General features: G+C 47.5%; 19 protein-coding genes. 4 read left to right on the top strand and 15 right to left on the bottom strand.

Annotation, left to right across the window (positions count from 1 at the left end; translation table 11 throughout):
• The first annotated feature begins 224 nt into the window (after positions 1-224).
• Entirely contained in the window at positions 225-794 is a 570-nt protein-coding gene (locus H7F15_RS16575; protein ID WP_185198110.1) for an AraC family transcriptional regulator, read from the top strand.
• Between the two features lie 50 nt (positions 795-844).
• Here H7F15_RS16575 and H7F15_RS16570 read toward each other — a convergent pair whose 3' ends face one another.
• Entirely contained in the window at positions 845-2,140 is a 1,296-nt protein-coding gene (locus H7F15_RS16570; RefSeq protein ID WP_185198109.1) for an MFS transporter, read from the bottom strand.
• Between the two features lie 215 nt (positions 2,141-2,355).
• On the opposite strand from H7F15_RS16570, the gene H7F15_RS16565 reads away from it, so the two are divergent.
• A complete protein-coding gene (locus H7F15_RS16565; protein WP_185198108.1) occupies positions 2,356-2,958 on the top strand; it encodes a short chain dehydrogenase in 603 nt (200 codons plus the stop codon).
• A 74-nt stretch (positions 2,959-3,032) separates the two neighbouring features.
• Here H7F15_RS16565 and H7F15_RS16560 read toward each other — a convergent pair whose 3' ends face one another.
• From H7F15_RS16560 to H7F15_RS16550, 3 genes are all read right to left on the bottom strand, one after another.
• On the bottom strand, positions 3,033-3,413 hold the full coding sequence (locus H7F15_RS16560) for a hypothetical protein (RefSeq protein WP_185198107.1): 381 nt from the start codon (positions 3,411-3,413) through the stop codon (positions 3,033-3,035).
• 204 nt (positions 3,414-3,617) lie between these two features.
• On the bottom strand, positions 3,618-5,039 hold the full coding sequence (locus H7F15_RS16555) for a hypothetical protein (RefSeq protein WP_185198106.1): 1,422 nt from the start codon (positions 5,037-5,039) through the stop codon (positions 3,618-3,620).
• Positions 5,039-5,455, bottom strand: a complete 417-nt coding sequence (locus H7F15_RS16550; RefSeq protein WP_185198105.1) for a diguanylate cyclase domain-containing protein — start codon at positions 5,453-5,455, stop codon at positions 5,039-5,041. Before H7F15_RS16550 ends, H7F15_RS16555 begins: the two co-directional genes overlap by 1 nt.
• A gap of 157 nt (positions 5,456-5,612) precedes the next feature.
• Between H7F15_RS16550 and H7F15_RS16545 the strand changes: the two genes are divergently transcribed.
• Together H7F15_RS16545 and H7F15_RS16540 are read left to right on the top strand one after the other, a co-directional pair.
• On the top strand, positions 5,613-5,822 hold the full coding sequence (locus H7F15_RS16545) for a heavy-metal-associated domain-containing protein (protein ID WP_185198104.1): 210 nt from the start codon (positions 5,613-5,615) through the stop codon (positions 5,820-5,822).
• Between the two features lie 30 nt (positions 5,823-5,852).
• Entirely contained in the window at positions 5,853-6,743 is an 891-nt protein-coding gene (locus H7F15_RS16540; RefSeq protein WP_185198103.1) for a cation diffusion facilitator family transporter, read from the top strand.
• Positions 6,744-7,197: 454 nt separating this feature from the next.
• Here H7F15_RS16540 and H7F15_RS16535 read toward each other — a convergent pair whose 3' ends face one another.
• The 11 genes from H7F15_RS16535 to H7F15_RS16485 all read right to left on the bottom strand — a co-directional run bounded on the left by H7F15_RS16535 (position 7,198) and on the right by H7F15_RS16485 (position 22,498).
• Positions 7,198-8,127, bottom strand: a complete 930-nt coding sequence (locus H7F15_RS16535; protein WP_255481292.1) for an MBL fold metallo-hydrolase — start codon at positions 8,125-8,127, stop codon at positions 7,198-7,200.
• 103 nt (positions 8,128-8,230) lie between these two features.
• Positions 8,231-9,133 (bottom strand): helix-turn-helix domain-containing protein, encoded by a 903-nt coding sequence (locus H7F15_RS16530; RefSeq protein WP_185198102.1) that lies wholly within the window; start codon positions 9,131-9,133, stop codon positions 8,231-8,233.
• 95 nt (positions 9,134-9,228) lie between these two features.
• Positions 9,229-10,197 carry a D-2-hydroxyacid dehydrogenase family protein gene (locus H7F15_RS16525; protein ID WP_185198101.1) on the bottom strand — a complete coding sequence of 323 codons (969 nt, stop codon included), beginning with the start codon at positions 10,195-10,197 and terminating at the stop codon, positions 9,229-9,231.
• A 158-nt stretch (positions 10,198-10,355) separates the two neighbouring features.
• Positions 10,356-11,168 carry a hypothetical protein gene (locus H7F15_RS16520; protein ID WP_185198100.1) on the bottom strand — a complete coding sequence of 271 codons (813 nt, stop codon included), beginning with the start codon at positions 11,166-11,168 and terminating at the stop codon, positions 10,356-10,358.
• A gap of 43 nt (positions 11,169-11,211) precedes the next feature.
• Positions 11,212-13,641 carry a TonB-dependent receptor gene (locus H7F15_RS16515; RefSeq protein WP_185198099.1) on the bottom strand — a complete coding sequence of 810 codons (2,430 nt, stop codon included), beginning with the start codon at positions 13,639-13,641 and terminating at the stop codon, positions 11,212-11,214.
• A gap of 285 nt (positions 13,642-13,926) precedes the next feature.
• Positions 13,927-15,078, bottom strand: a complete 1,152-nt coding sequence (locus H7F15_RS16510; RefSeq protein ID WP_221627107.1) for a cytochrome-c peroxidase — start codon at positions 15,076-15,078, stop codon at positions 13,927-13,929.
• 1 nt (position 15,079) lies between these two features.
• Positions 15,080-16,009: a hypothetical protein gene (locus H7F15_RS16505; RefSeq protein WP_185198098.1), complete on the bottom strand. Its 930-nt coding sequence runs from the start codon at positions 16,007-16,009 to the stop codon at positions 15,080-15,082.
• A 41-nt stretch (positions 16,010-16,050) separates the two neighbouring features.
• Positions 16,051-17,481, bottom strand: a complete 1,431-nt coding sequence (locus tag H7F15_RS16500; RefSeq protein WP_185198097.1) for a RagB/SusD family nutrient uptake outer membrane protein — start codon at positions 17,479-17,481, stop codon at positions 16,051-16,053.
• A gap of 10 nt (positions 17,482-17,491) precedes the next feature.
• The gene (locus tag H7F15_RS16495) at positions 17,492-20,809 is read right to left on the bottom strand and encodes a SusC/RagA family TonB-linked outer membrane protein (RefSeq protein ID WP_185198096.1); all 3,318 of its coding nucleotides are present in this window, start codon (positions 20,807-20,809) and stop codon (positions 17,492-17,494) included.
• A 3-nt stretch (positions 20,810-20,812) separates the two neighbouring features.
• Positions 20,813-21,844 carry a FecR family protein gene (locus H7F15_RS16490; protein ID WP_185198095.1) on the bottom strand — a complete coding sequence of 344 codons (1,032 nt, stop codon included), beginning with the start codon at positions 21,842-21,844 and terminating at the stop codon, positions 20,813-20,815.
• Between the two features lie 51 nt (positions 21,845-21,895).
• Entirely contained in the window at positions 21,896-22,498 is a 603-nt protein-coding gene (locus tag H7F15_RS16485) for a sigma-70 family RNA polymerase sigma factor (protein WP_185198094.1), read from the bottom strand.
• Between the last annotated feature and the right edge of the window lie 103 nt (positions 22,499-22,601).

The raw sequence follows: 22,601 nt of genomic DNA, 5'->3' as shown, positions 1-22,601 counted from the left end.
GCCCTATATGCAGCTGGTGCAATGCCGCATGTGCATGTTTTATTGCGGTACAAAGTTGCGGCACTTTTTACGGGGGCAAAATAGACAAACCGGCGCATCTCCTGCACAATTGTGCACGCTGGTCTGAAAGGTTTTTACCGGAAAGAAAATCTGTAAATCTTTGGTAAAACAATGTAAAAGTCTGGCGAGGGGGAAGTGCTACTTTTGCCGTACAAACTAAAACTATGGAGACGACAAAGATCTACATCAAAAACATGGTATGCGACCGCTGCCGGCGTGTGGTAGAAGAAGAACTGTCAAAGCTGGGCTATACGGTGCAGCAGGTGGAGTTAGGCGAAGCAGAAATTACCGGCGACATAACCGATTTGGAAACGATACGGCAGGTGCTGGCCGAAAATGGATTTGAGCTGCTCGACGACCGCAAAGTGCGCCTGATAGAACAGATAAAACTGGCCGTGATAGAACTGATACACCAGCAGGGCGAAGCAGGTATGCACCTGAACATGTCGGAGTACCTGGCCCGGAAACTGGGTGTGGATTACCACACGCTGAGCACGCTGTTCTCGGCTACCGAAGGTATTACGATAGAAAAGTACGTGATCCTGCAGCGCATTGAGAAGGTGAAGGAACTGCTGGTGTACAATGAGCTGAGCCTGAAAGAGATTGCTTATGAACTGGGCTATAGTAGCGTGGCGCATTTATCCAATCAGTTTAAGAAAGTAACCGGCCTGACCGCCAGCCATTTTAAAGAGATAAAAACCAGTAAACGCAAAACGATAGACAAGGTGATATAACACAAAAAAGCCGGGCTTAACCCGGCTTTTTTTCATGTATAAACTATAGTTTAGGCAGGTACTACTGTGGTGGCAGCCGTCTGCTTTGCTTTCTGGTTAACGGCTCTGTTAATGTAATACATCGTGCCCATGGTAATCAGCGTGGTAAGCACCACCAGGTAACCGATCAGGTCGTAGTGTTGCAGTGTACCACTTGGTGTTTGTACCACTATAAGCCCCGCCAGCACCGAAGCCAGACCACCTGACACCTGCTGCACTGACGACTGCACGCTCATGTAAGCGCCACGGTCGGCGGGCTCGGGGATGGCACTCATCAAAGCAGAAGCAGACACCATACGCGATGTTGCCCCGATAAAGATGAGCACGTTCATGAGCAGCACCAGCCAGAGCGGCGAAATACCCATAGTGCAGTAAATTCCGGTTACTATCATGGTAATAACAGAGCCCCAGGCAAAGATCTTGTACTTGCCCAACTGGTCGCTGAGCTTACCGGCCAGCGGACCGGCGATCATAGCGCACACACCGGTTACCATGTAGATCATCGGCAGGTCTTCTAACGAGATGCCCAGGTTATATACGGTGAAAGCACTGGCAAACGGCATCAGCATAAAGCCACCTGTAGCCAGCAACACAATGGCAGCAAATCCTTTTAAATAATGCCTGTCAGATAACACATGTACCAGATGGCCAAAAGCTTTGCGCTCGGTTTGCAGTTGCAGGTGCGCTGTGATCGGTTTCATGTACAGAACTATAGCTATGGCCGTAACAATGCTGATACCTACCAGCGCCAGGAACGGCGCATGCCAGCCCCAGGCGTTGGCAATGTACAAGCTCAGCGGAATACCCATTACCTGGCTCACGGCAAAAGCCATCTGCACAAAGCCCATCACGCGCCCGCGCAGCTGCATCGGGAACAGGTCGGTGATGATGGCAAAAGAAATGGAACCGATAACGCCGCCAAACACACCGGTCACAATACGGGCAACCAGCAGCGACACGTAATCGGGAGCCAGGCCGCACATAAGCGTGCCAACAATAAAGCCTGCATAAAAAATGAGGAGCAGCTTTTTGCGGTCAAACTTATCGGCAAAACCGGCCGCGAGCAAACCCGATGCACCGGCACTGAAGGCATAGGCCGATACCACCCAGCCAAACTGTTTTGGCGTAATGGAAAGCTCTTTGATAAGCTGTGCCCCCAGCGGCGAGAGCACCATAAAATCTAAAATGATAGTGAATTGCAGGATAGCAAGGATCGCCACGACAAATACCTGGTATCTGGTAAATGCCTGCGGAGTACGGGTGGCCGGATCAGCGGCTTCGGCCGGAGCCTGGTTGGAATCTTTCATAGTTTTTTGTGTAAATGCGTGTTGGCTGGCAACATAAAGCAGCTGCCAGCTATAGTTTAAACCTGATTTTTTCAGGGGAAGGTGCAAAAGTACCAATCTTCCGAAAATTTTCCAGCGTTCTGAGAAATTCTGTAACAGATAGCCTGAATTGTATAAGTGAGCAGGCCAGCAGATCGGCTTCCTTTGCAACTATAAACTATAGCACAGATAAAACTATGAAGATCATTTTAGTAGGAGCTACCGGCACCATTGGCCGCCACCTGCAGCAAACACTCGCCCCAAATCACGACCTATTAACCGCCAGCAGAAACAACACCGATGTAAAAGTAGACATCACGCAGCCTGACAGCATCTGGGAAATGTTTGAAACGGTAGGTAAGTTTGATGCCCTGATTTCGGCTACGGGGCACGGCGTGTTTGCCAGCTTACCCGACCTGCGCACCGACGACTTTTACGAAGGCATTCGCAGCAAACTAATGGGACAGATAAACCTGGTGCTGATAGGCCAGCATTACATAAACCCCGGCGGCTCTTTTACCTTAACATCCGGCATCCTGGCCGAAGAACCCATACGCGGCGGCACTTCGCTGAGCATGATCAACAGCGCCCTGCACGGCTTTACCATGGCCGCTGCTACCGAACTGGAAAACGGCGTGCGCTTGAACACTGTAAGCCCCGGTCTGGTAGAAGACTCTGTGACAACTATAGGCGGCAGCTTCCCGGGGCACAACCCTGTACCCATGCATCGGGTGGTGAATGCTTATGTGAAAAGTTTAGAAAGTGCGCTGACAGGGCAGGTGCTGAAAGTGTATGGGTAAACTATAGTTTGGGGAAAAGAAAACCGCCACGCAGGGTTGGCTGTGTGGCGGTTGTAATTTTCCTCACTTAAAAACTAACCAATTGCTACGATCAGACTTGTAACCAATTGTAAGAAGGCAACGGGTGCCCAGATGCGCTCGATCTTACTTGGGGTGATGGTATTCATAACCGTACCCAAAACAAAAAAAGCGACAACCACCCAGATACCTATCGTTGCAGTTGTTTTTAATTGTGGTAGCCATACATCTGCTTTAGATAAAACGATAGCAGCGATAAAACCCAGTAGCAGCATGTTGATAATGGCAACTACGCGTAATTTTGGTGGATACTTTCCGGGATATTTTCCGCCCATAGAAGCCGCTCCCCAAGGAGCTCCCGCTGCCAGGCACGCCTGAAAAAGTATGACAATTCCGGTTAGCACCGCGAAGACTATAGCTGATACAGATTCGATCATAGTTGAAGCATTGATAGTTGAAGTTTTATAATGCCACTTTCTTTAGAGCGGGCATATTTATAAGCTTCTGCAAAGTTGAGATTTCTTAAGTTTGAAGCATAAAAGCGCGCTGACAGGACAGGTGTTAAAAGTATATGGGTTAGCTATAGTTGGGGGAGAAAAGAAAACCGCCTTGTAGGGTTTAGGCTGCGTACAATGAAAATTTTACATCGGCTTTTTCCATGATGAAGTAGCTCTTGCAAATTTTGGATCTTCTGTTCTTACTCCCCAAAATGTAGCATCCTTATGATAGACAACATTGTTTATTAATATATCTCTATATTGTCCAAGCTTCTCAAATTGAAGTAAATCTCCAATTACGTTTCTATATACCGCATTGAACCCTTTTTTAGGAAGTAAATGTTTCATAAATTCTAATTCTTTAATACGAATATCGAGCCCTTCAGGAATTGTAAATTCTCTTAAAAGAGGTATAGAACTATAAAGAAATTTTAGCTGGCTTAAGCCAATACCTTGTTTTTCGCCTAGGCCATACTTTCTTTCTATATTTTTAAATGTCTTATTTATTTCAGTAGTTAATAAGTTTATATCTCGGACAAACTTAGATCTTTCATTATTATCTAGTAAAACATTTAACTCTCTCAATTTTGTCCTTGCTTGATGGAAATAGGTTTTCTCTCGTTCATTTAAAGCAGCACTAATTATTGACTTTGAGTCTTGAGTTTTCTTAGCAAAGAAAGCAGCGAACAAAGGCGTTTCTACTGATAAACCAAAATTACTTGAGTTTGATAAGATATTATTGAGGGTCTCTTGTGATAGATTATTAATAGAAGTACGAAAGTCTCCAAAAACTCCTAAATCATAGCTAGGGTGGGTCCTTCTGATAATATTTTGCAGAAAGTTTTGTCGTATAGGTTGCAGAAAAAGATCAGCATATAAATAATTTGCAGCCAGAACATAAAATGCTGTTCTTTGTGACATCCAGTTTAAGCTTGAAACTAAAGCATTAAGTTGGGGAGAAAGCCCTTCACCTACATGAGAATTTAGAATTTTACCATTAGTATTATCTATAAAAATTTCATTACCCTTACTGTCATAAAGTTTTGGAGACTTATTAATTAGTGTTTCCTGTACTTCAAATTGCTCATTTTTCTCATTATATAATAATGAATGAAGTTTACTAAACTGCTCTTGGTTAAGTGCAGAGTTCCCTAGAAGCATTTTTTGGGTAAGGAAGTAACTACTGGAAGACATATCCCATGTAAATTGAAAAGTCATTTCAAGCTTTTCAAAGTAATCTTTGAAATCTTTATCAGTAATCCTACCACCGTTTATTCTTAATACAATATCTGCAGTTACTTCAATAGCCTTTTTAACAAAACTATTATATGCAAAAAGATCTTTTGATATAAAGTGGATATTAGGGAAGAATTTTGTTCTATTCTCTCGGTACTTCTCGATGTAATCATCGATGCAAATTATATCATCATAGAAAAGAATTGCTTGAATATAGTTCTCTAAAGAAATTATATCATTATCAACTATAGCTCTATTCCTTACAGGGATCTCTCCTAGAAGTCTTTGAATACCTGTTAAAGTCGAATTATCAATTAAAGCATATCTCATTAGCTAATGCAAATTTGGTTCTTTCCGTTACTCTTCGCTAATAGTACATTAGTCTTTAACAATTCAATCAAGTGTTGCGAATTTTTAATCTTGTTTATATTCTGAACTCCTCCTATTGAGACAGTTACTTTTAATTCACTTTCAAATGATTGAAGCATCGAGAAAATAAAATTTTTGCTGGTTTCAAAATTACCTAGGCAAGTAAAGAGAAATTCGTCACCCCCAAATTTTAGACAATTTATCAATGTAGGTATTTGAGAAATAATTTCTACAGATTTATTAAGTATATAATTTCCATTTTCATAACTATAAACAGAATTGTATTTGCTGAAATCATCCAAATCCAGTAAAAAAATAGTTGTTTCAGGTAGTCCAGTAAAAGTTTCAATCAAATTTTCTAAAGTCACGATAATCACAAATCTAGATTGTTTATATATATATAATATAAAAATGATATAATAAAATTGCTGTTTATTTTTTAAAATCCTACAACTTTAACCCTAAATTCTGTAACAGCTCTACCTTACTAACAAGCTACCTTTGGCATGTTCAACAAAATAAAACTACAAGAACATGAAAGAGCTACAATTCAAAACCAACATTAACTGCGGCGGCTGTGTGTCTAAGGTAACACCGGTGCTGAATGCTACCGAAGGGGTTTGCGGGTGGAACGTAGACACCGCTAACCCAGGCAAAGTACTCACTATCAAAACCGATTCGCTTTCAGAGCAGGAAGTAATTGCCACTATAGCAAAGGCCGGCTTCAAGGCAGAAGCGCTGTAACTATATTCCTACTTTCCAAACTATAAAACTATGGGACATCACCATCCGCATCACGGGCATCACCATCATGCAACCGGCAACATCCGGTTTGCTTTTTTCCTGAACCTGGGCTTTGCTGTCGTAGAGCTGATCGGGGGCTTTTTTGTGAACAGCGTAGCCATTATGAGCGATGCACTCCACGACTTCGGCGATGCCTTTACGCTGGGCGTAAGTTACTTTCTGCAGCGCAAATCGGAGCAGCAAGGCAACGAGCGCTATACCTATGGCTACAAACGCTACTCGGTGGCAGGCGCATTGGTAACCTCGCTGGTGCTTATAACAGGCTCTGTGTTTGTGCTTTCAGAAGCGACAGAAAGACTGCTGAACCCCGAAATGCCCGACCCATACGGCATGTTGCTGTTTGCTATAGTTGGGTTAGCGGTAAACTGTGCTGCTTTTTTCAGGCTAAGAGGTGGACATAACCTGAACCAGCGGGCTGTATCGCTGCACATGCTCGAAGACCTGTTGGGTTGGGCGGCTGTGCTGGTAGCCAGTGTGGTGCTGCTGTTTTTCGAGTGGCCGTGGCTCGATGCACTGCTCTCGATGGGCATTGCCCTGTTTATGCTGGTGAATGCGGGAAAAGGTGCGTGGGCTTCCATCAAAGTGCTGCTACAGGAAAACCCATTGGCTTCAGAACTATCTGCCATAAAAGCGCAGGTGTTGTCGGTCGGGAATGTGCAGGAAGTACATCAGCTGAAAGTATGGTCGCTGGATGGGGAACACCACGTACTCTCGGCGCATGTAGTAGTAGAAACGATAAAGGAACCCACCGCCATGGCCGCTCTGAAGCAGGAAATACGCTACCTCCTTGCACCTTTTGCCATCACAGAAGCTACCTTAGAACTGGAACTGGCAGGAGAGCAGTGTACGATGAAACTATAACCTGCTGATCATAAGAAAGGCAAGGCCGCTACCCAACAGTAGTGGTCTTGCCTTTTTACCATACCGCAAGTTTAGCGTCAGCGCAACTTGTGGTTGAGTTTGGCTCCAGTTTGTAACTGGCTTTTCTGCGCGAGCAGAAAGCTATAGTTTTACGGAAGGCTATAGTTGGGAAAGCTATAGTTATGAACATGGAGCGAGCGTCCTCGCTCGTGTCGAACTATAGTTTGGGCCTCTGGCCCAGTTGGATCACAGATCCAACTTTATAGACAAGTCACGGATCACAGATCCGCGCCAGCATACAACTATAGTTTGCAGGAACTATAACTCAGCACCAAACTATAGATAAGTAGTTGCAGCCATCGCCATTATTGCTTTTACAAAGCAAAGCCAGTTACAAACTGGCTGACATGTAAAACCACAAGTTTCGCTATCGCTAAACTTGCGGTATTAAAACTTATCCCTCAAAAATCCTTAGGTAGCGCTTCACCGATCTTCTGAAAGCATCTTTTGCGCCCGTAGCTATAAGCTGCCCGTCAAAAGCGCCGTGTATGGTGTCGAACGCCAGCGGTTCTATGCGACTGTTGATCTGTTCGATTGCTTTTTTAGGTAGCGGCACCAGGTTGGGGTAACTATACATCATCGATACATGCCGTCGGTCGCGGGAAACGTACAGGGTGTCGCCGGTGAGTAGGGTGCCTTTGCCGTGGTTGGGCAGATGCAGTACGGTACTTCCATCAAAATGCCCGCCTGTGTGTACTACCTTTAAGCCATCCCATAGTTCCAGCTCGCTGCCTTCCCAAAGTTGTAGGTGTTTGCTTTCGTCCTGTATCCATTGTTTGTCAAGGCGGTGCAGGTAAATAGGGCAGTTAAAGGTTGCGGCCCATTCGGCCATTAAACTATAGTAGTGCGGGTGCGAAATAGCAATAGCTTTTATACCGCCCAGCGCCTTGATGTACGTGAGGGTCTGCTCATCGAGGTACGGAATACAATCCCACAACACATTGCCGCTTTTGGAAAGTACCAGGTGCGCTTTCTGGCCGATGGCAAAGTCTGGTGTAATTTTCAGTTCATAAATGTTCTCCTGAAGCTTGGCAATTTTTATGCTGTGGCTCTTTGCTAAACTGTTGTAACTGGTCCAGGTCTGGCCGCCGTCGCCTACATACTGGCGCTCGTCGGTGCAGATAGGGCAGGTGTCGGTTTCGGTTTTGGCGGTGCTGTAGCGGGTACCGCAGGTAGCGCAGATGTTCTGTTGCTGCGCATCGCGGACAGTGAGCTTTACAGGTTTAGAACTACTGCCTGAGAAGAAGTTTTGAGCGGGGCCGGGCACGAGTAAAAGCGATGAGCCCAGCAACGAATTTTTCAGAAATGATTTACGATTCATCATATGCTGTTTTACGAGATAACACATTGTTTAACAGCACAAATGTCTATAGTTGGGCGGCGGGCTTCAATGGACAAAGCCACGCTTGTTCTGCACATTCAGGAACTTAGCTTATTGGCTCCAGCTCTTTGCTCCGGAAAGCCAGGGGAGAGGCACCGATGTTTTTTGTGAAGAAGCGGGTAAAGTAAGCTGCATCTTCAAAGCCCAGCTGCGCCGCTATTTCTTTCACTGATAACTGGCCATGGTGCAGCAGGCGTTTTGCTTCCAGCATCAGTCGTTCCTTTATCAGTTGGCTTACGTTTTTGCCGGCATACTTGTGCGTGATCTCGTTCAGGGTGCGGGGTGTCAGAGCAAGGGCATCGGCATAATCCTGCACGGCGTGTTGCTGCTGGTAGCGCTCTTCCAGCAGTTGCTTAAACGTGCGGTAGGTCAGGTAACGCGGCTCGGGTGCAGGCTGTGCTATAGTTTGCGTATGTATGTCCTTCAGCTTATACACCTGCAGCAAAAATATCTTCAGGTAAGAGGCAATGATCACTTCCGACAGATCGGTTGGCTGCTTGTACTCCTGCAGCATTTTCTGCATCAGGTCGTCGAGCATCGTTACGGCAGCAGCATCCAGGTGCAGTACCGGCTGTACGTTTATGTTGTCGAAAATACCATACTTCAGCAGCAGGTTCTCAGCACCCGCTTCCACGGCAAACACCGACTCGTTAAACTTCAGCACAAAGCCTTTGGTAGGTCCATCTTTCCGGATCTGGTGAATGTGGCTGGGCTGCAGCAAAAACAGGCAGGGGCCTTTAAACTCGTAAGGCTGAAAATCAATGGTATGCAAGCCACTCCCTTCCGTTATCCAGATGATCTCATAATAAGTATGGCGGTGGGGCGCAACACGTCGTAAGCCGGCATCGGGCGCATCCTGGTAAGAAGCAATGTAAAAGTCACGGAATTTGCTTTTGGTAAAGCTCTCTGCTTCAGTGAAAACAGGAATGGGAATGCTTGGCTTAGCCATAGTTTTGTATGTTTTTGCGGAAGTGATAAAGATAAAGAAGCTATCGTTAAATCTATAGTTTACTGGTGTTGCGTAGCACAGGCTATAGTTGAAGTTTATCCTTTCAGCACTTCGGGATTAGCAATGTTGGTGGGTGTACCGTTTGCAAAAGCAACCACATTCTCAAATGCTTTCCGGAAGTATAGTTCGTAACTGTTCTGCTCTACATAGCCCAGGTGCGGCGTACAGATTACGTTTGGCAATTGCAGCAGCGGATAATCCTTGTCGTAGATCGGCTCTGTTTCATACACATCTACCGCCGCAAAGCCGGGTCTGCCTTGCTTCAGAGCGTGCAGCAGCGCACCTTCTTCAATCAACTCGGCCCGACTCGTATTTATCAGCACTGCGTCGGGTTTCATCAAACTTAAATCTGCCGCTGTAACTATAGCTCTGGTACTCTCAGTCAAACGCAAATGCAGGGTTACCACATCTGCCTGCGCAAAAAAGGCTGCTTTGCTTTCAGCTGCCAGATGCCCGTCCTGCACGGCCTTTGCCCTGGAGTTTTCGCTTCCCCAAACGATAACTTTTGCCCCAAAGGCCTGAGCATAACCTGCAATCAGTTTCCCTATCTTTCCATAACCCCAGATACCGATCAGTCTGCCGTTTACCGTACTGCCAATATTGGTCTGCCATCTGCCTTCTTTCATAGCTGCTATCGCCTGTGGCACTTGCCTGAGCGCATTCATGATCAGGAGCCAGGTCAGTTCGGCCGGAGCTACCGGGGAGCCAACCCCTTCGGCTACAGCAATACTATAGTTGGTACAAGCCTGTAGGTCCAGGTGGTTGGATATTTTTCCGGTCTGGCTAATGAGTTTTAAGTTGGGCAGTTGCGATACCAGTTCTTCTGTGATCGCAGTTCGCTCCCGAATAAGCACCAAAGCATCGGCATCCTTAAAGCGCGCAACTATAGTTGGGATATCCTTAATGGTATCGTTGTAGATGGTAACCTGGTGGCCGCTGAGTAACTGAAAGCAGGGCAGCGAGCGGACAACTTTCTGGTAATCGTCGGGGATGATGATGTGCATAGTCTATCGTTCGGTCTGGCGGCAAAGTTCTGTTTTTTTATACGAATCGAAAATAGACAAACGAGCAGTTCTGTTGGACAAAAAGTAACACCCTCCTCTTTAGCTCGGAATGCAGTTCAGCAGATGCTATTGCTTCAGAATATCACTCCCTTGTGAGCTCAGGAATGCAGAGCAGTTTGTTGTTTTAGCTTATAGTTCCGGTAGAAGATCAGGGCAACCACAAGGGCCAGCACAGCCAGGCCGATCCAGGCAATTGTTATGATCTGCGGGCTTTCTGCCAGGTTCATGCTGCGGTGTTTCAGAATGATGCCGTACAGCGCCCATACACCAACCAGACCAACAAATGAATTGGAGCGGGTATATACTACAAACAGCACGATCAGGGTAGCTGCTGTGATCATAACTATAGTCCAGGTACTATCCGCTAATCCGAAGCCATTCCAGCCCCAGCCCACTAATGCAGCACTGATGTTGGCAACCGTAGCAATGATGATCCAGCCGAAGTACAGACTGAGCGGCACTTGGGTAAACCATTTCGAAGCAGCCGATCGGTTACTATCAAAAATACCCAGGCGCAGGTGCATGGCAAGTAGCGTTATCAGCTGTACCAGTATCAGCCCCACCGAAAGGGCCAGCCACTCGTTTACCCAGGCAATGGTCCAGAGCCCGGTTGCCAGGTTATTGACCATAAACAGGTAGCCCAGTTGCTGCAGGTCGGTATTGGCCTCGTGCCCGGCAGGTTCCTTAAACGCCTTTAACAGGTGATAAATACAAAAAGCGGAGAGGGCGAGATAGATAACTCCCCAGATAGAAAACGTAATGCCTGCCGGTGTAAAAAGTGCCGGATATTTAGCTGATACATCGCCTATTGTCTGGTCATTGAAAAGCTTCAGTTGTGTCAGTTGCGAAGGCAATAAGTGCAGCAGAAAGAAAACTGCGTTGAGTGTGGCAAGTGTCTTTATGTTTTTCATAGTATGGAGCCTTGTTTGTAATTGTGCTGCTATAGTTTCCTGTTCAAAACTCAACTATAAAACCCAGCGTTGGCACCAGGTTTCCGTCGTTGTTTTTAAGTATTACGGGTATGGCGTTGTTGCCGTCCGGGCGTAACGGGTTACCATCAGTCGTTTCAAAACCTGTGTTATCAGCATTGCGCTGGAACGTATAGCGGTCGAAGCCCGGAGTGTTGCTGGCCAGTACGTTAGCAACATCCAGAAACAGGTCCAGGGTAATACGGTTGAAGTTCCACTTTTTATCGATGCGTACATCCAGCTGGCTGAAAGGGTCTAACCGTTCGGAGTTTAATCGTGCGTAGTCCAGGATGCCGACCCCCAGCGAAGCATAGTTTCTGCGGGATGCTTCCAGGTCGAACGGGGTAGCGGGTGCGCCTCCGGCATACCGGTACTTGGCTCCGAACTCCCAGTTGCGCGGCAGCTTTTTACCGAGCAAGCCCGATATCAGATGGCGATAATCCCAGGCGCTGGAAATGTAGCGGCCATCCAGGCCTGCAAACTCACTGACCACATAGGTGTAGGATAATACCGAGAAAACGGTGCCTGTCAGCTTCTTCTGCAGGTAAAATTCTGCACCATACGCTCTGCCTTTTCCATTTGTAACTATAGCTTCATTGCCGATAGCGCCAAATTCGCCGCCCTGATTTGCCAGCGAAATACCATCTCTGACCGACACCGGGTAGTTGCTATAGTCTTTGTAAAATCCTTCCAGAGTAAAGCGTAGGTCCTGGCGTGGCAGAAACTCCGTGCCCAGCACATAGTGGATGGATCTGGTATAGTCGGCTTGTTTGTTCTGGTACCCGCCCTCGTCCTGGTAGCCCAGCACGGTATAGATAGGCAGTTTATAGTAGATACCTGACGACGCGTTTATGGTCCATTTATCATTCAGGAGGTAAGAAACCGCCAGCCTTGGAGAAAGGGTTTTCAGCGGATCGTTGCCGTCTTCGGTAAAAGAGTTCAGGTCAGTCCGGATGCCCAGCGAAAGGCCCAGCTTGTTTTCCAGCACCGACCTGGAAACCTGCCCGAAAGCGCCGTAACGGAAGAACTCGAGGTTGGTGTTATAGTCCAGTGTTACCCCGGGTTGCACCAGATTGCCCTGCTCATCGCGCAGCTCCTTCCGGATGATATTAAAGATATCGTTGCTGAACTGTACATACTGCCCCGAAACACCATAGGCATAGCGCCAGCCATTCTTATATTTGTTTATATCCAGGCGCAGCTTGTTTTCCGTTTCCCGGGAATTTGTGTTCAGGGTAAGGTTGTTGCTTTCTCCTTCTTCGGCTGCTTCGTACTTGGTCAGGGAGTTGTTAAATGCGTTGCGACTCAGCGCCAGGTTAATGTAGCCGTCCGCTATCAGCCTTTTTACAGCTATACCGGCGGTGTAATTCCATTGGTCGATGTACGGTGTGGAGCGCAGGATGTATTCGTTCTCGGGTGTGCTTTCGCGCGGCACGCCAAACGAGAAATCATCTATAGCACCTACGCCAATAAGCGAGATGGATGTTTTGTCGTTAAGCTGATGATCAATTTTATACTGAAAATCCCAGTAGCTCGGGCGGATAGGCAGGTCCAACAACTTGAACAGGAATTCCAGGTACGATTTGCGGGCTGATACCAGGTACGTTGTTTTAGGGCCAACCGGACCTTCCAACGTAGTGGCAAATTCGGAGCCGCTCAGGCGCACGTTTCCGGAAAAACGCTCGGGGTTGCCATAGCGCTGCCGGAACTCAAAGACGGAAGCAAGGGCATTGTCGTACCGGGCATCAAAGGCGGAAGAGCTTACTTTCAGGTCTTCAACAAAAGAAACGTTTAAAATGCCGGTGGCGCCGCCTGCGCTGCCCTGCGTAGTAAAATGGTTGATGAGGGGAATTTCGATGCCATCTAAGTAATACACGTTCTCGTTGGGGGCACCACCACGTATGATCAGGTCGTTGCGGCTGCCGCCACCGGTGCCATTGGTAGCGACACCCGGCAATACCTGCACCACTTTAGAAATATCAAAGTTGCCGCCAGGGTTGCTGCGGATCTCTTCTGTGGTTAGGCTCTGCACCGACAGCGGTGTGATCAGGTCGGCTACAGCAGCGCTTTGCCTGCGATTGGCGACGATCTCCACCTGCTGCAGGGTGCTGGCTTCCGGTACCAGTTCAAAGTTCAGGATTTGTACGTTGCCTGCCGTCACGTTCACATTAAACCGCGACTGCGACTGGTAACCAAGGTAAGAGGTTTTGACGGTGTAACTTCCTACCGGTATATTCTCTATCCTGAAAGCGCCTTTGTCGTTGGTGACAGTACCAAGTTGGCTACCTTCTGCCTGCACAGTTACGCCAATCAGCAGTTCCTGTGTGTTCCGGTTGCGCACGGTACCGGTAATAATGCCCGTCTGGGCATACACCAGGCTTGGTAGCATAAATAAAAGTAGAAGTATTGATCTCATGTAGCGCTGTATATACAAATGATGCTCGTATTACAGGCATTCTTAAAAAATGTTTAAAAACGTTTCAAAACTATAGTTATAGTTCTGGTGCAAAAAGTACAACTATAAGTTGGTGTGATGTGCTTGGTTCTGGGCGAGAAATATTCTTGTTTACCGGGGTGCAGCATGTATAAAAACACGGTTTCGTGATAAAAAAGAGGCCGCTCCCTGTTACCTGGAGTGGCCTCTTTGATCTGGTTTTGTGGTGAGCTATAGTTTGAATGCGGGTACCGGAAAATTCAGGAATTACTGAGGCAGTTCAGGTGGCGCCATCCGCTGCGTGCGGGTGCTGATAGCTCCTAAAAATGCTTCAAGTTGCTGTCTTTCTTCCAGTGTCAGGTTAAGTTTGCGGAGCAGGGGAGACGGTATGGGGCGCTTGGTTTCATCTACCGTTACATGCCGTTGTATTGGCGATGGATTACCCAGGTTATAAAACTCGATCACATCCTTTAAAGATGGGAAGTTTCCGTTGTGCATCCAGGGGCCTGTCAAGGCTGTCTCGCGCAAGGACGGAGTTTTAAATGCCCCGATATCTTCCTGCTTCCCGGTTAAGTGGTACCTGCCAAAGTCCTCCATTTTAGAGCCGTACAAGGCCTGCCCGTCGTTATGAAATTTATTGTCGGAGAAAAGCGGCGTGTTATGGCAATTAATGCAGCGGGCTTTTGTCCGGAAAAGGTGCAGGCCTTTTATCTCCATATCGGTCATGGCTTTGGGATTACCTGAAACGAAGGAATCGAAGCGGCTGGAGTTGCTGACGATGCTGCGCTCGAACGTAGCAATGGCTTTCTGGATCTTCTCCAGCGTCACTTCGTCCGAACCGAATGCTTCTTTAAACTTTGGTTTATAACCCTTTATCGCTTTTATGTTCTTAACCATCGCTTTCAGGCTCTGGGCCATTTCCACTTTATCCTGTACCGGAAACTGTGCCTGGTCTTCGAGGCTTGGCGACCGGCCATCCCAGAAAAAAGTATGGTAATACCCTGTGTTGATGATCGTCATGGCATTGCGTTTCCCCGTCTGCCGGTCGTGGCCATAGGATACCCGTCTGCCATCACCCCAGCTTAGTTCAGGGTCGTGGCAGGTAGCACAGGCAATCTGCCCCGAAAGCGAAAGCCTTGGATCGAAGAAAAGCGTTTTACCCAGCAGTTCTTTTTCCTTGGAATAAGGGTTGTCGGCAGGGTACTCCATTTTACCAAGCTTGCCTATATCCCGGAACCCTTCTCTTGCTTCAGGGTCCAGGTGAGGGGCTGGCCAGTTGGACTGGTCTCCGCTATAGATGCGGCGAAGCTCCTCTACCGTGTAGGCAGGTTCATTCCCGAAATCTATAAAAGAGACCAGTGCCATACAGGTAGCCACTAACGTAAGTATAGTTAAGCTACGATGTTTTTTAAAAGCCATGCTACAGGGATAAAGTTACAGTGCTTATTTTGTAGGTTCTTGCAACAGATGCTGCCCCGCCGATAGCTGTTTCGTTAAAGTTTACAACTACATCGATCAGGCCTGTTTCTTCGTTGTAAGTGCCCTGGCCGCTGATACCGATCTTAAACGTAGTGCCATTGGCACGTGTAATGGTAACATCCTGCGGAATGACGTTCACTGTGCCCTGTTTTGCACCAGCCGCCGATGGAATGAATTCAAGTGTTCTTTCGGAGTTAATGCGGGCTGTTTTAATGTTGGTTGATCCTATTTCTGCACTATAGAGTCTGACCATATTAAACAGGGCAACGCCGCTTTCTGCCACGGCATTGTTCACAAAGCCAAGCACTGCGGCATCATCTTCAACAAGTACTGTAAAATTACTCGCTATAGATTGCCAGGTACCGGTTTCCGGATTGTTATAATATACTTTAGGCTGATAGTAGATATTGCTTGGGTCGGCCCAGGTGCTGGCCGGAGAGTAAGGCAACAGCGTTAACGTAAACTCAGGGATGGTGCCTAAGGTAATAGGCTGCATGCTCTGGTCGAAAGAGATGGTTATTTCCTGGCTGGTACGTGCCAGCGAAGGAAGTGCTTCTACCTCGAGGGCTACGCGTAACGGGTTTTCCGTAATTGTCTGGCTAACGATTCGGTAGTCCGTATTCTCCTTAGCCGACTCTGATGTATAGTTCAGTTTCAGGCGTTGTTCCAGTTCGGTTTTTGTAAGCGGCGCATCTACGTTTATAACTATAGTAGCGGTCTTTGCATCCGTGTTTCTGTCAATAACGGTTGCTTCCTCAGCAAACGAAAGGCCTACCGTGGCTGGTGGTGCCGGCTCATCATTCTTCTCACAGGCGGTGGCGACAAACAGCATGGCAGCTATAGTCAGGTAACGGGTTAGCAGTTTAGTCATGGTCTTAGTACTATAAAGGTGAATAAATAAGGTTAAGTGAATTAATATCCGGGGTTTTGTTTAAGCTTCGGGTTAACATCGGTCGTACTCTTTGGTAAGGGAAGCACGAGCCTGTCATCCTCATAAGGCAGGCTGCAAACCTGTGCTCTGCAATCTGTTCTGCTGATGCCCTGCTTGCGGCGCATAAGGTCGAAGTGTAAGTTTCCTTCAAAGGCAAGTTCCTTGCGGCGCTCCAGTAAAATAGCATCCAGTAGGGCAGGCTTATCGGTTATCTCAAGTTCTGCGGCTGCTGTATCGGCCCGCAGTCTGATAAGGTTAAGGTCCTGGTTGGCCTGTGTCAGGTTGTTCAATTCCGCTGCCGCTTCTGCCCGTATCAAATACATCTCAGAGAGGCGAAGCAGTTTTACGTTCGTAGCGTTCACGCCGCCTTTGCCGTACTTTCTGGTGAAGTAATGGGGCGTTCCGTTTATGTCTTTGCTGTTAAACAGGCTTTTTACACCCCGCACATCTGTTTCAGAGTAAAGCGATAGCAGGTCATTGGTTGCTGCAAAGGTGAGCCTGCTATCCAGTACATCATAATAGCTGCCCAGGCTGGTACCCGAAAACTCTGGACCGATTGCCAGTTCAAATACCGATTCTGAGCTCGGATTTTTAGCATCCCAACTGGCCGCATACGTACTGTTTGGCAGTAACTGGTACTGGTTGCTGCTGATCACTTCATTGGCATAGGTATAGGCCTTGTTCCAGTCGCCTTTGTACAGGTATACTTTTGCAAGCAGCGCCTTTGCTGAACTGGCATTGAAATAATACTGGCTACTGCCCTTGAAAACTGCATTGCTGTTGCCAAAAAATGCGATGGCGTTTAAAAGATCTTCCTCAATGGCTGCGTAGGTTTCGGCTACCGTAGCCCGTTCCGGAAGCGGATCAGCATACGACCTGTTTTTCAGGCTCAAAACTATACCCGGGTGGCTGGCATCTGCTGTGTGGGCATAAGGCCTGGCATACAGGCGTACCAGTTCGAAATGAATCAGTGCACGGAGCGTACTGGCTTCGCCCAATACCCTGTTCTTGTTCTTTTCGGTCGCGTAAAGGGTAGTAGGAGTATACCTGATTATGTTGTTGACGTTGTTCAGGGTACTATACAGGGAAACATAGGATTCCTGCATTGTTCCTTCCTGCGCCGACTGGCTGAAATTATATTCCTCGTACAGGAAATCGGTCTGGCGGTTGATGTAATGGCTGTTACCGGCTGCTACATCGGGGTAAAGCATGAGCCGGGCGTTGTAGGTCTCAATTTCCATCAGGGAGCCATACGCACCTGCCAGCGCGGTCTTCACGCCATCCAGGTCCTTAAACGTCTCTTCCACCGAAAGTCGGTCGGTAGGCTCTTTATCGAGGATGCTCTCACAGCCGGTAACCGCAAGCAGGGTGAGAGGCAGGCAAAAAGTGATGATATATTTTCGTTTAAACATGTTGCTGCAATTAAAATCCGAGCCTGATTCCTCCGGTTACGGTCATCATTTCGGGGTAAATAAATCTTGTTTCTGCTATTCCGTTTCTGCCTTCCGGGCTTTTTTCCCGGTACCAGTAAAGCAGGTTGGATGCATTGGTAAACACCGACAGGTTCTCCAGGTGCAGGAATCGCGTCATCGGTTCCGGTAACTGGTAGGTCAGCGAAACATTGGATAGCTTGATGTGGGTAAGGTCATGCACATACCGTGACGAGTTGCTAACTATAGACATAGGTCGTGGAAAGTAAAGCTTTGGTACATTGGTCATGTCGCCGGGTTGCTGCCATCTGTCAAGCAGGTTGATGCTCTGGTTGCGGTGGTCCAGATTCCGTCCGTCCGACTGAACAGTATAATCGGCCAGGAAACTGGCACCGTAGGAGTAAATGATGTTAAAGCTGAAGGTCAGTGCTTTGTAGTTCAGGGTGTTTACCAGGCCGCCTTCAAACAGCGGAAGCCGGTCACCAATCACCTTACCCTCTGAAATAGGAAGTGCATTTATTTCTCTTGCGCTCAGCCTGTTTCCGTGTTTGTCATAAAACCATTCTTCCCCTGTGGCCGGGTCCACGCCTCCCCATTCATAACCCCAGATGCTGCCTGTACTGATGCCTACCCGGTTAACAGAAGCACTGGTAGCAGCAGAGTATTGGCTTAGCAAGCCATTGTTAAGGGCCGTAATTTTATTGCGGTTCAAACCAAGGTTAAAGCTGCTGGTCCAGTACATGTCCTGCTTCTGTACGTTGGTGCTGTTGATGGTAAGCTCAAACCCACGGTTCTGCATGGTGCCGGTATTGGCCGATACGGTCTCAAAGCCTATTTCATTCGGTACTTCAACCGACGTGATCAAATCTTTTATGGTATTCTGGTAAACTTCAGCGGTGATATCGATACGGTTGAAAAGGGAGACATCCATGCCAACATTAAGCTTGATACTTTTTTCCCAGCCCAGGTCCGGGTTTGGGGCAGCAGATCCATCCGGCACAGAACCGGTGTTACCATCATAGTTAGAAGTGCCGGTAAATGCATAAAGACCACGTGCTGCATACGTACCGATGCGTGAATTACCCGTTGAGCCATAGCTGGCCCGGAGGCGCATATGGTTCAGGATGGCATTCGGTTGTAAAAAGCTTTCTTTGGTCACAATCCAGCCCAGGCCAATCGAACCATTTAAGGCAACCTGTTTGTCGCCGCCAAACACCGATGATTTGTCAGCCCGTGCATTTACGTTCAGGAAATACTTCTTATTGAGGTCATAACCCGCTTGTGCGTAGTAAGATAAAGTGGCCTTTGCGTTCTTGGAGGAACCGGACTGCTCATTCTGCGCCTGGCTTAGCTCACGCATCCGGTCGTAGGTAAAGCCGGACCCATACCCATAAAGCAGGTTAGTTTCCTGGTCCTGTACCTGCGTACCGGCAATTATGTTAACACTATGCTTGTCCAGAAATGTTTTATCGTACATCCCCTGCATAAACGCGATCCAGCCCAGGTTCTTTCTGTCGTAAATGCGCAGCGCACCGTTCAGGTTACGCCCCGTAGCATTGCGTGCCGACCGGAACTGCGTTTCCTTCTTGTCATAATAATCGGTACCGACCGTACCCGAAAAGCTGAGTGCCGGTGTTACTTTATAGTTCAGGTTTGCAGAGCCGGTTAACGAGATCCCTTCATGGAAGTCTTCGTTCTGTTCCTGCACAGCAACCGGGTTGGCTACTTTAAAGTTCGGCAGCTCATTGGGATTGCCGTTTTCGTCGTAGGCCGCAATATTTGGCGGTAAAATAATGCCACCGAAACTATTCACACCGGACTGGCGGGTTAGGGTAGGGCTCAGTTTCACACCAAACTCTAACTTATCGGATAGCTTATGGTTCAGGCGCAGGTTAACGAACATTTTGCTTAGCTCATTTCCTTTTGCGCTCGACTGCTGATTCATGTAGCCGGCTGAGAAGCGGTAGGTGGTTGTTTCGCTGCCGCCGCTTAAGCTGAAGTTTGCATTCTGGTAGCTGCCATTGCGGTTCAGCAGATCAAACCAGTCTGTGTCTATAGTTTTGCTGCCAGCCAGAGTTTCGGCTGTTTTAACAGGAAGTTTATTGTTAATGTACGTTTCGCGCAGAAGCTCATAATACTGCGGGCCGCTCAGATATTTAAACTCGTTGATGAACGTGGAAACACCGGTCGAATAATCGAAGTTTATCTTTGGTTTGCCACTTTTGCCTGCTTTAGTTGTAATGATGATCACACCATTTGCCGCATCAGCACCATAGATGGCGGAAGCGGAAGCGTCTTTCAGCACGGAGATCGACTGGATATCCTGCGGGTTGATATTAGATAAAGGGTTAAGGTAATTCTCATCGCTGAAGACAAGGCTCTCATCGCCCCGCTGCTGCTCATACATAGGCACACCATCCACAACATATAAAGGTTGTGTGGAAGTATTCCTTTTTCCACCGAAACTGGTAAAAGAGTTCTGGCCGCGGATGTTCACTTTAACCGGTTTGTTCGGTTCCGTAGATGTTTCTACATGCACACCGGCAATAAGGCCCTGCATCATTTTATCAAAGCTCTCTATCGGTCTGTCAACCTGTAGTTCCCTTGACGAAAGCTGGCTGATACTGCCCACTACTTCCTCGCGTCGCTTTTCGCCTTCGTAAGAGCTGGTTACCACCACTTCCTGCAACGAGTGGGCATTCTGTTCCAGGGCAACTTCAAAGCGGCTTTGGTTGCCGATCACCACTTCCTGCGTGCGCATGCCCATAAACCGGAACTCCAGCACGGTGGCAGGTATGTTCTCTTTTACCAACCTGAAAGAGAATTCCCCGTTCAGGTCAGTGGAAGTAGCTTTGGTTGTTCCTTTAACAACCACCATAACGCCTGGCAGCGGCGTGTTGTCTTCCTTGTCAACTACTTTCCCGTTTATGACCCTTGCATCCGCCACATTCAGGGTAGTCTTTCTTTTCCGGATGGTAATGGTGTTGCCGTTCTGCAGGAAATCCAGGCTTGCCAGTGTGCCGATTTCCCGGAAAGCATTGTAAAGGCTGCCCTTAAACGTGATGGTTATTTTCTGATCCAGGTCTACCTCAGCGGCATCGTAGCTGAAGTTCATGCTGATCTGTTTTTCAATAGTATTTAACACCTGGCGGATAGGTTGCCCGGTTGCCTGCACACTGACATTGATCTTTTTCCAGTCGGTGGATTGTTGTGCGTAGGCAACAGGGCAGGAGAGAACCAGCAGCAGGCAGGCCAGCAGCAACAGGTAAAAACGCGTAACAAAAGGTTTAAGGCTGGTGAGATGTACCATAATCTATCTTATAATAACTGTATCCTGCTGAATGGTATAAGAAAGGCGCTTTGCATAGCAAATGCTTTTTATAACCGCTAAGTAATTCTTGTTTTCAAATCTTCCGCTGTAGCTCCACTGCTTATTAGGGCTCTCGTTAAGGAGGGTAATGCCATAGTTCTGATACAGCTTGTCAGACACTTCTTTAAAGGAAGCGTTGTGGAACGACAGGGTACCGTTTGTCCAGCCTAACAGCTCCCCGGCATTAAAGGCGGTTGTGGTAAGCGTTTTGTCGGTTTCGGAGTAGGTTATCTGTTGATTTGGTTTTAAAATGACCTCCTGCTGCAGATCATCTGCTCCCACTTTAATGCTGCCTTCTACCAGCGCAACTTCTATTTTATCCTTGCCCGGTGTAAACCTGATATTGAATTTGGTGCCAAGCACAGTGGTTGTCAGTTTATCCGCCCGCACTATAAAGGGCTGCTGTGGGTTCCTGGCGATCTCAAAAAAAGCTTCCCCTTCCAGTTTTACCTCACGAGTCTCTCCTCTGAAGGCTTTCGGGTAGGTCAGGGTACTGTTGGCATTTAAGATGATAGTAGAGCCATCTGTTAGTTGTATAGTACTGCGCTGGCCGGGAGGATTGTAGGTGGTTACCCATTCGGTTGGGTTTGCAACAGGGGCTTTGTCGGCTGGCTTGCGTAAGATAACGATCAGAAAGGCCGATGCACAGGCAAACGCTATCACAGCCCAGCGTCTTATGTTACGACGGGCAGGTTTTCCTGCTCTGTATTGCTGTAACCGGGTTTGCGTGGTAGCAACGTCCGACTGAATGAAATCCTGCAGACGATTGAATTCGGCTTCAAACTCTTCCTGTGGCAATCGGATATGAAGCAGGTCAACCAGGTGCTCGGCAGTCATCACTTCGTCTATCATCTCGGGATGACGACTGATCCAGTTTTCCCAAAAGTCGATGGCCGTTTTATCAGTTCTTAAGCGATAGCTGATAAACGATTCATCTGCAGCAAAGTCTTCCGCTTTGTATAAGGTGTAGTCCATTTGATCCGAGGTAGAGTGCCTTTTGAGAGCAGTGTCGGATTCGTGGGCTATTTACCAGACTTTTTCTGAAATAATTTTTAAAACGTCATTTGCAGCCAACAGAAAGGGAATCAGTACCTTCATGTGCTGGCGCAAGCGCTTCAGTGCTTCGTAGATGTGGTTGTAAACCGTGCGTGTCTCTATATTGAGAATTGATGCGATCTGCTCAAAGCTGAGCTCTTCGTAAAACTTCATCCGGATGATCTCCAGCTGGGACTGGGAAAGCTTTGAAAGCACCTGCTGCAGTTTTATTCGGGTGGCTTCATCGGTCTGCAGTTTTACCAGGATGTCTTCATACGAAGCTTCCTGCAAGTCATCGCCCGTATAGTTGAGGTCTTCTGGCAACTGGTCGCTTAACTTCACGCGCTGCACTTCTTTCAGGATCTTCCGTTTCAGGTAAGTGAACAGGTAAGAGCGGCTGTTGGACACCGATTGCACCCGGTGACGGCCGTTCCATATTTCACAGAACATTTCGTGAATGCAGTCTTTTACTACCTCACGGTCTGCGTGCACACGGCAGCCAAAGGCATAAAGCTGCTGATACTGATTTTGATACAGTACCATGAAGGCTGCTTTATCGCTCTGTCTTATTTTATCCCAGAGTTCGGTATCCACGCGGTAAAGGTGATGCTATATTTTAAACTTTAGTAATTAAAAGCTGGACAAAAGCTGCAGATACAGGCTGAATAAGCTATAGATACAGTTTCCAGACTCTTAA

Origin of the sequence: Pontibacter sp. Tf4 (assembly GCF_014212495.1) — a bacterium.
In the GTDB taxonomy this organism is placed as follows: Bacteria; Bacteroidota; Bacteroidia; order Cytophagales; family Hymenobacteraceae; genus Pontibacter.
Note: the sequence above shows the minus strand (reverse complement) of the source record. Positions and strands in the feature narration are given on the sequence as shown.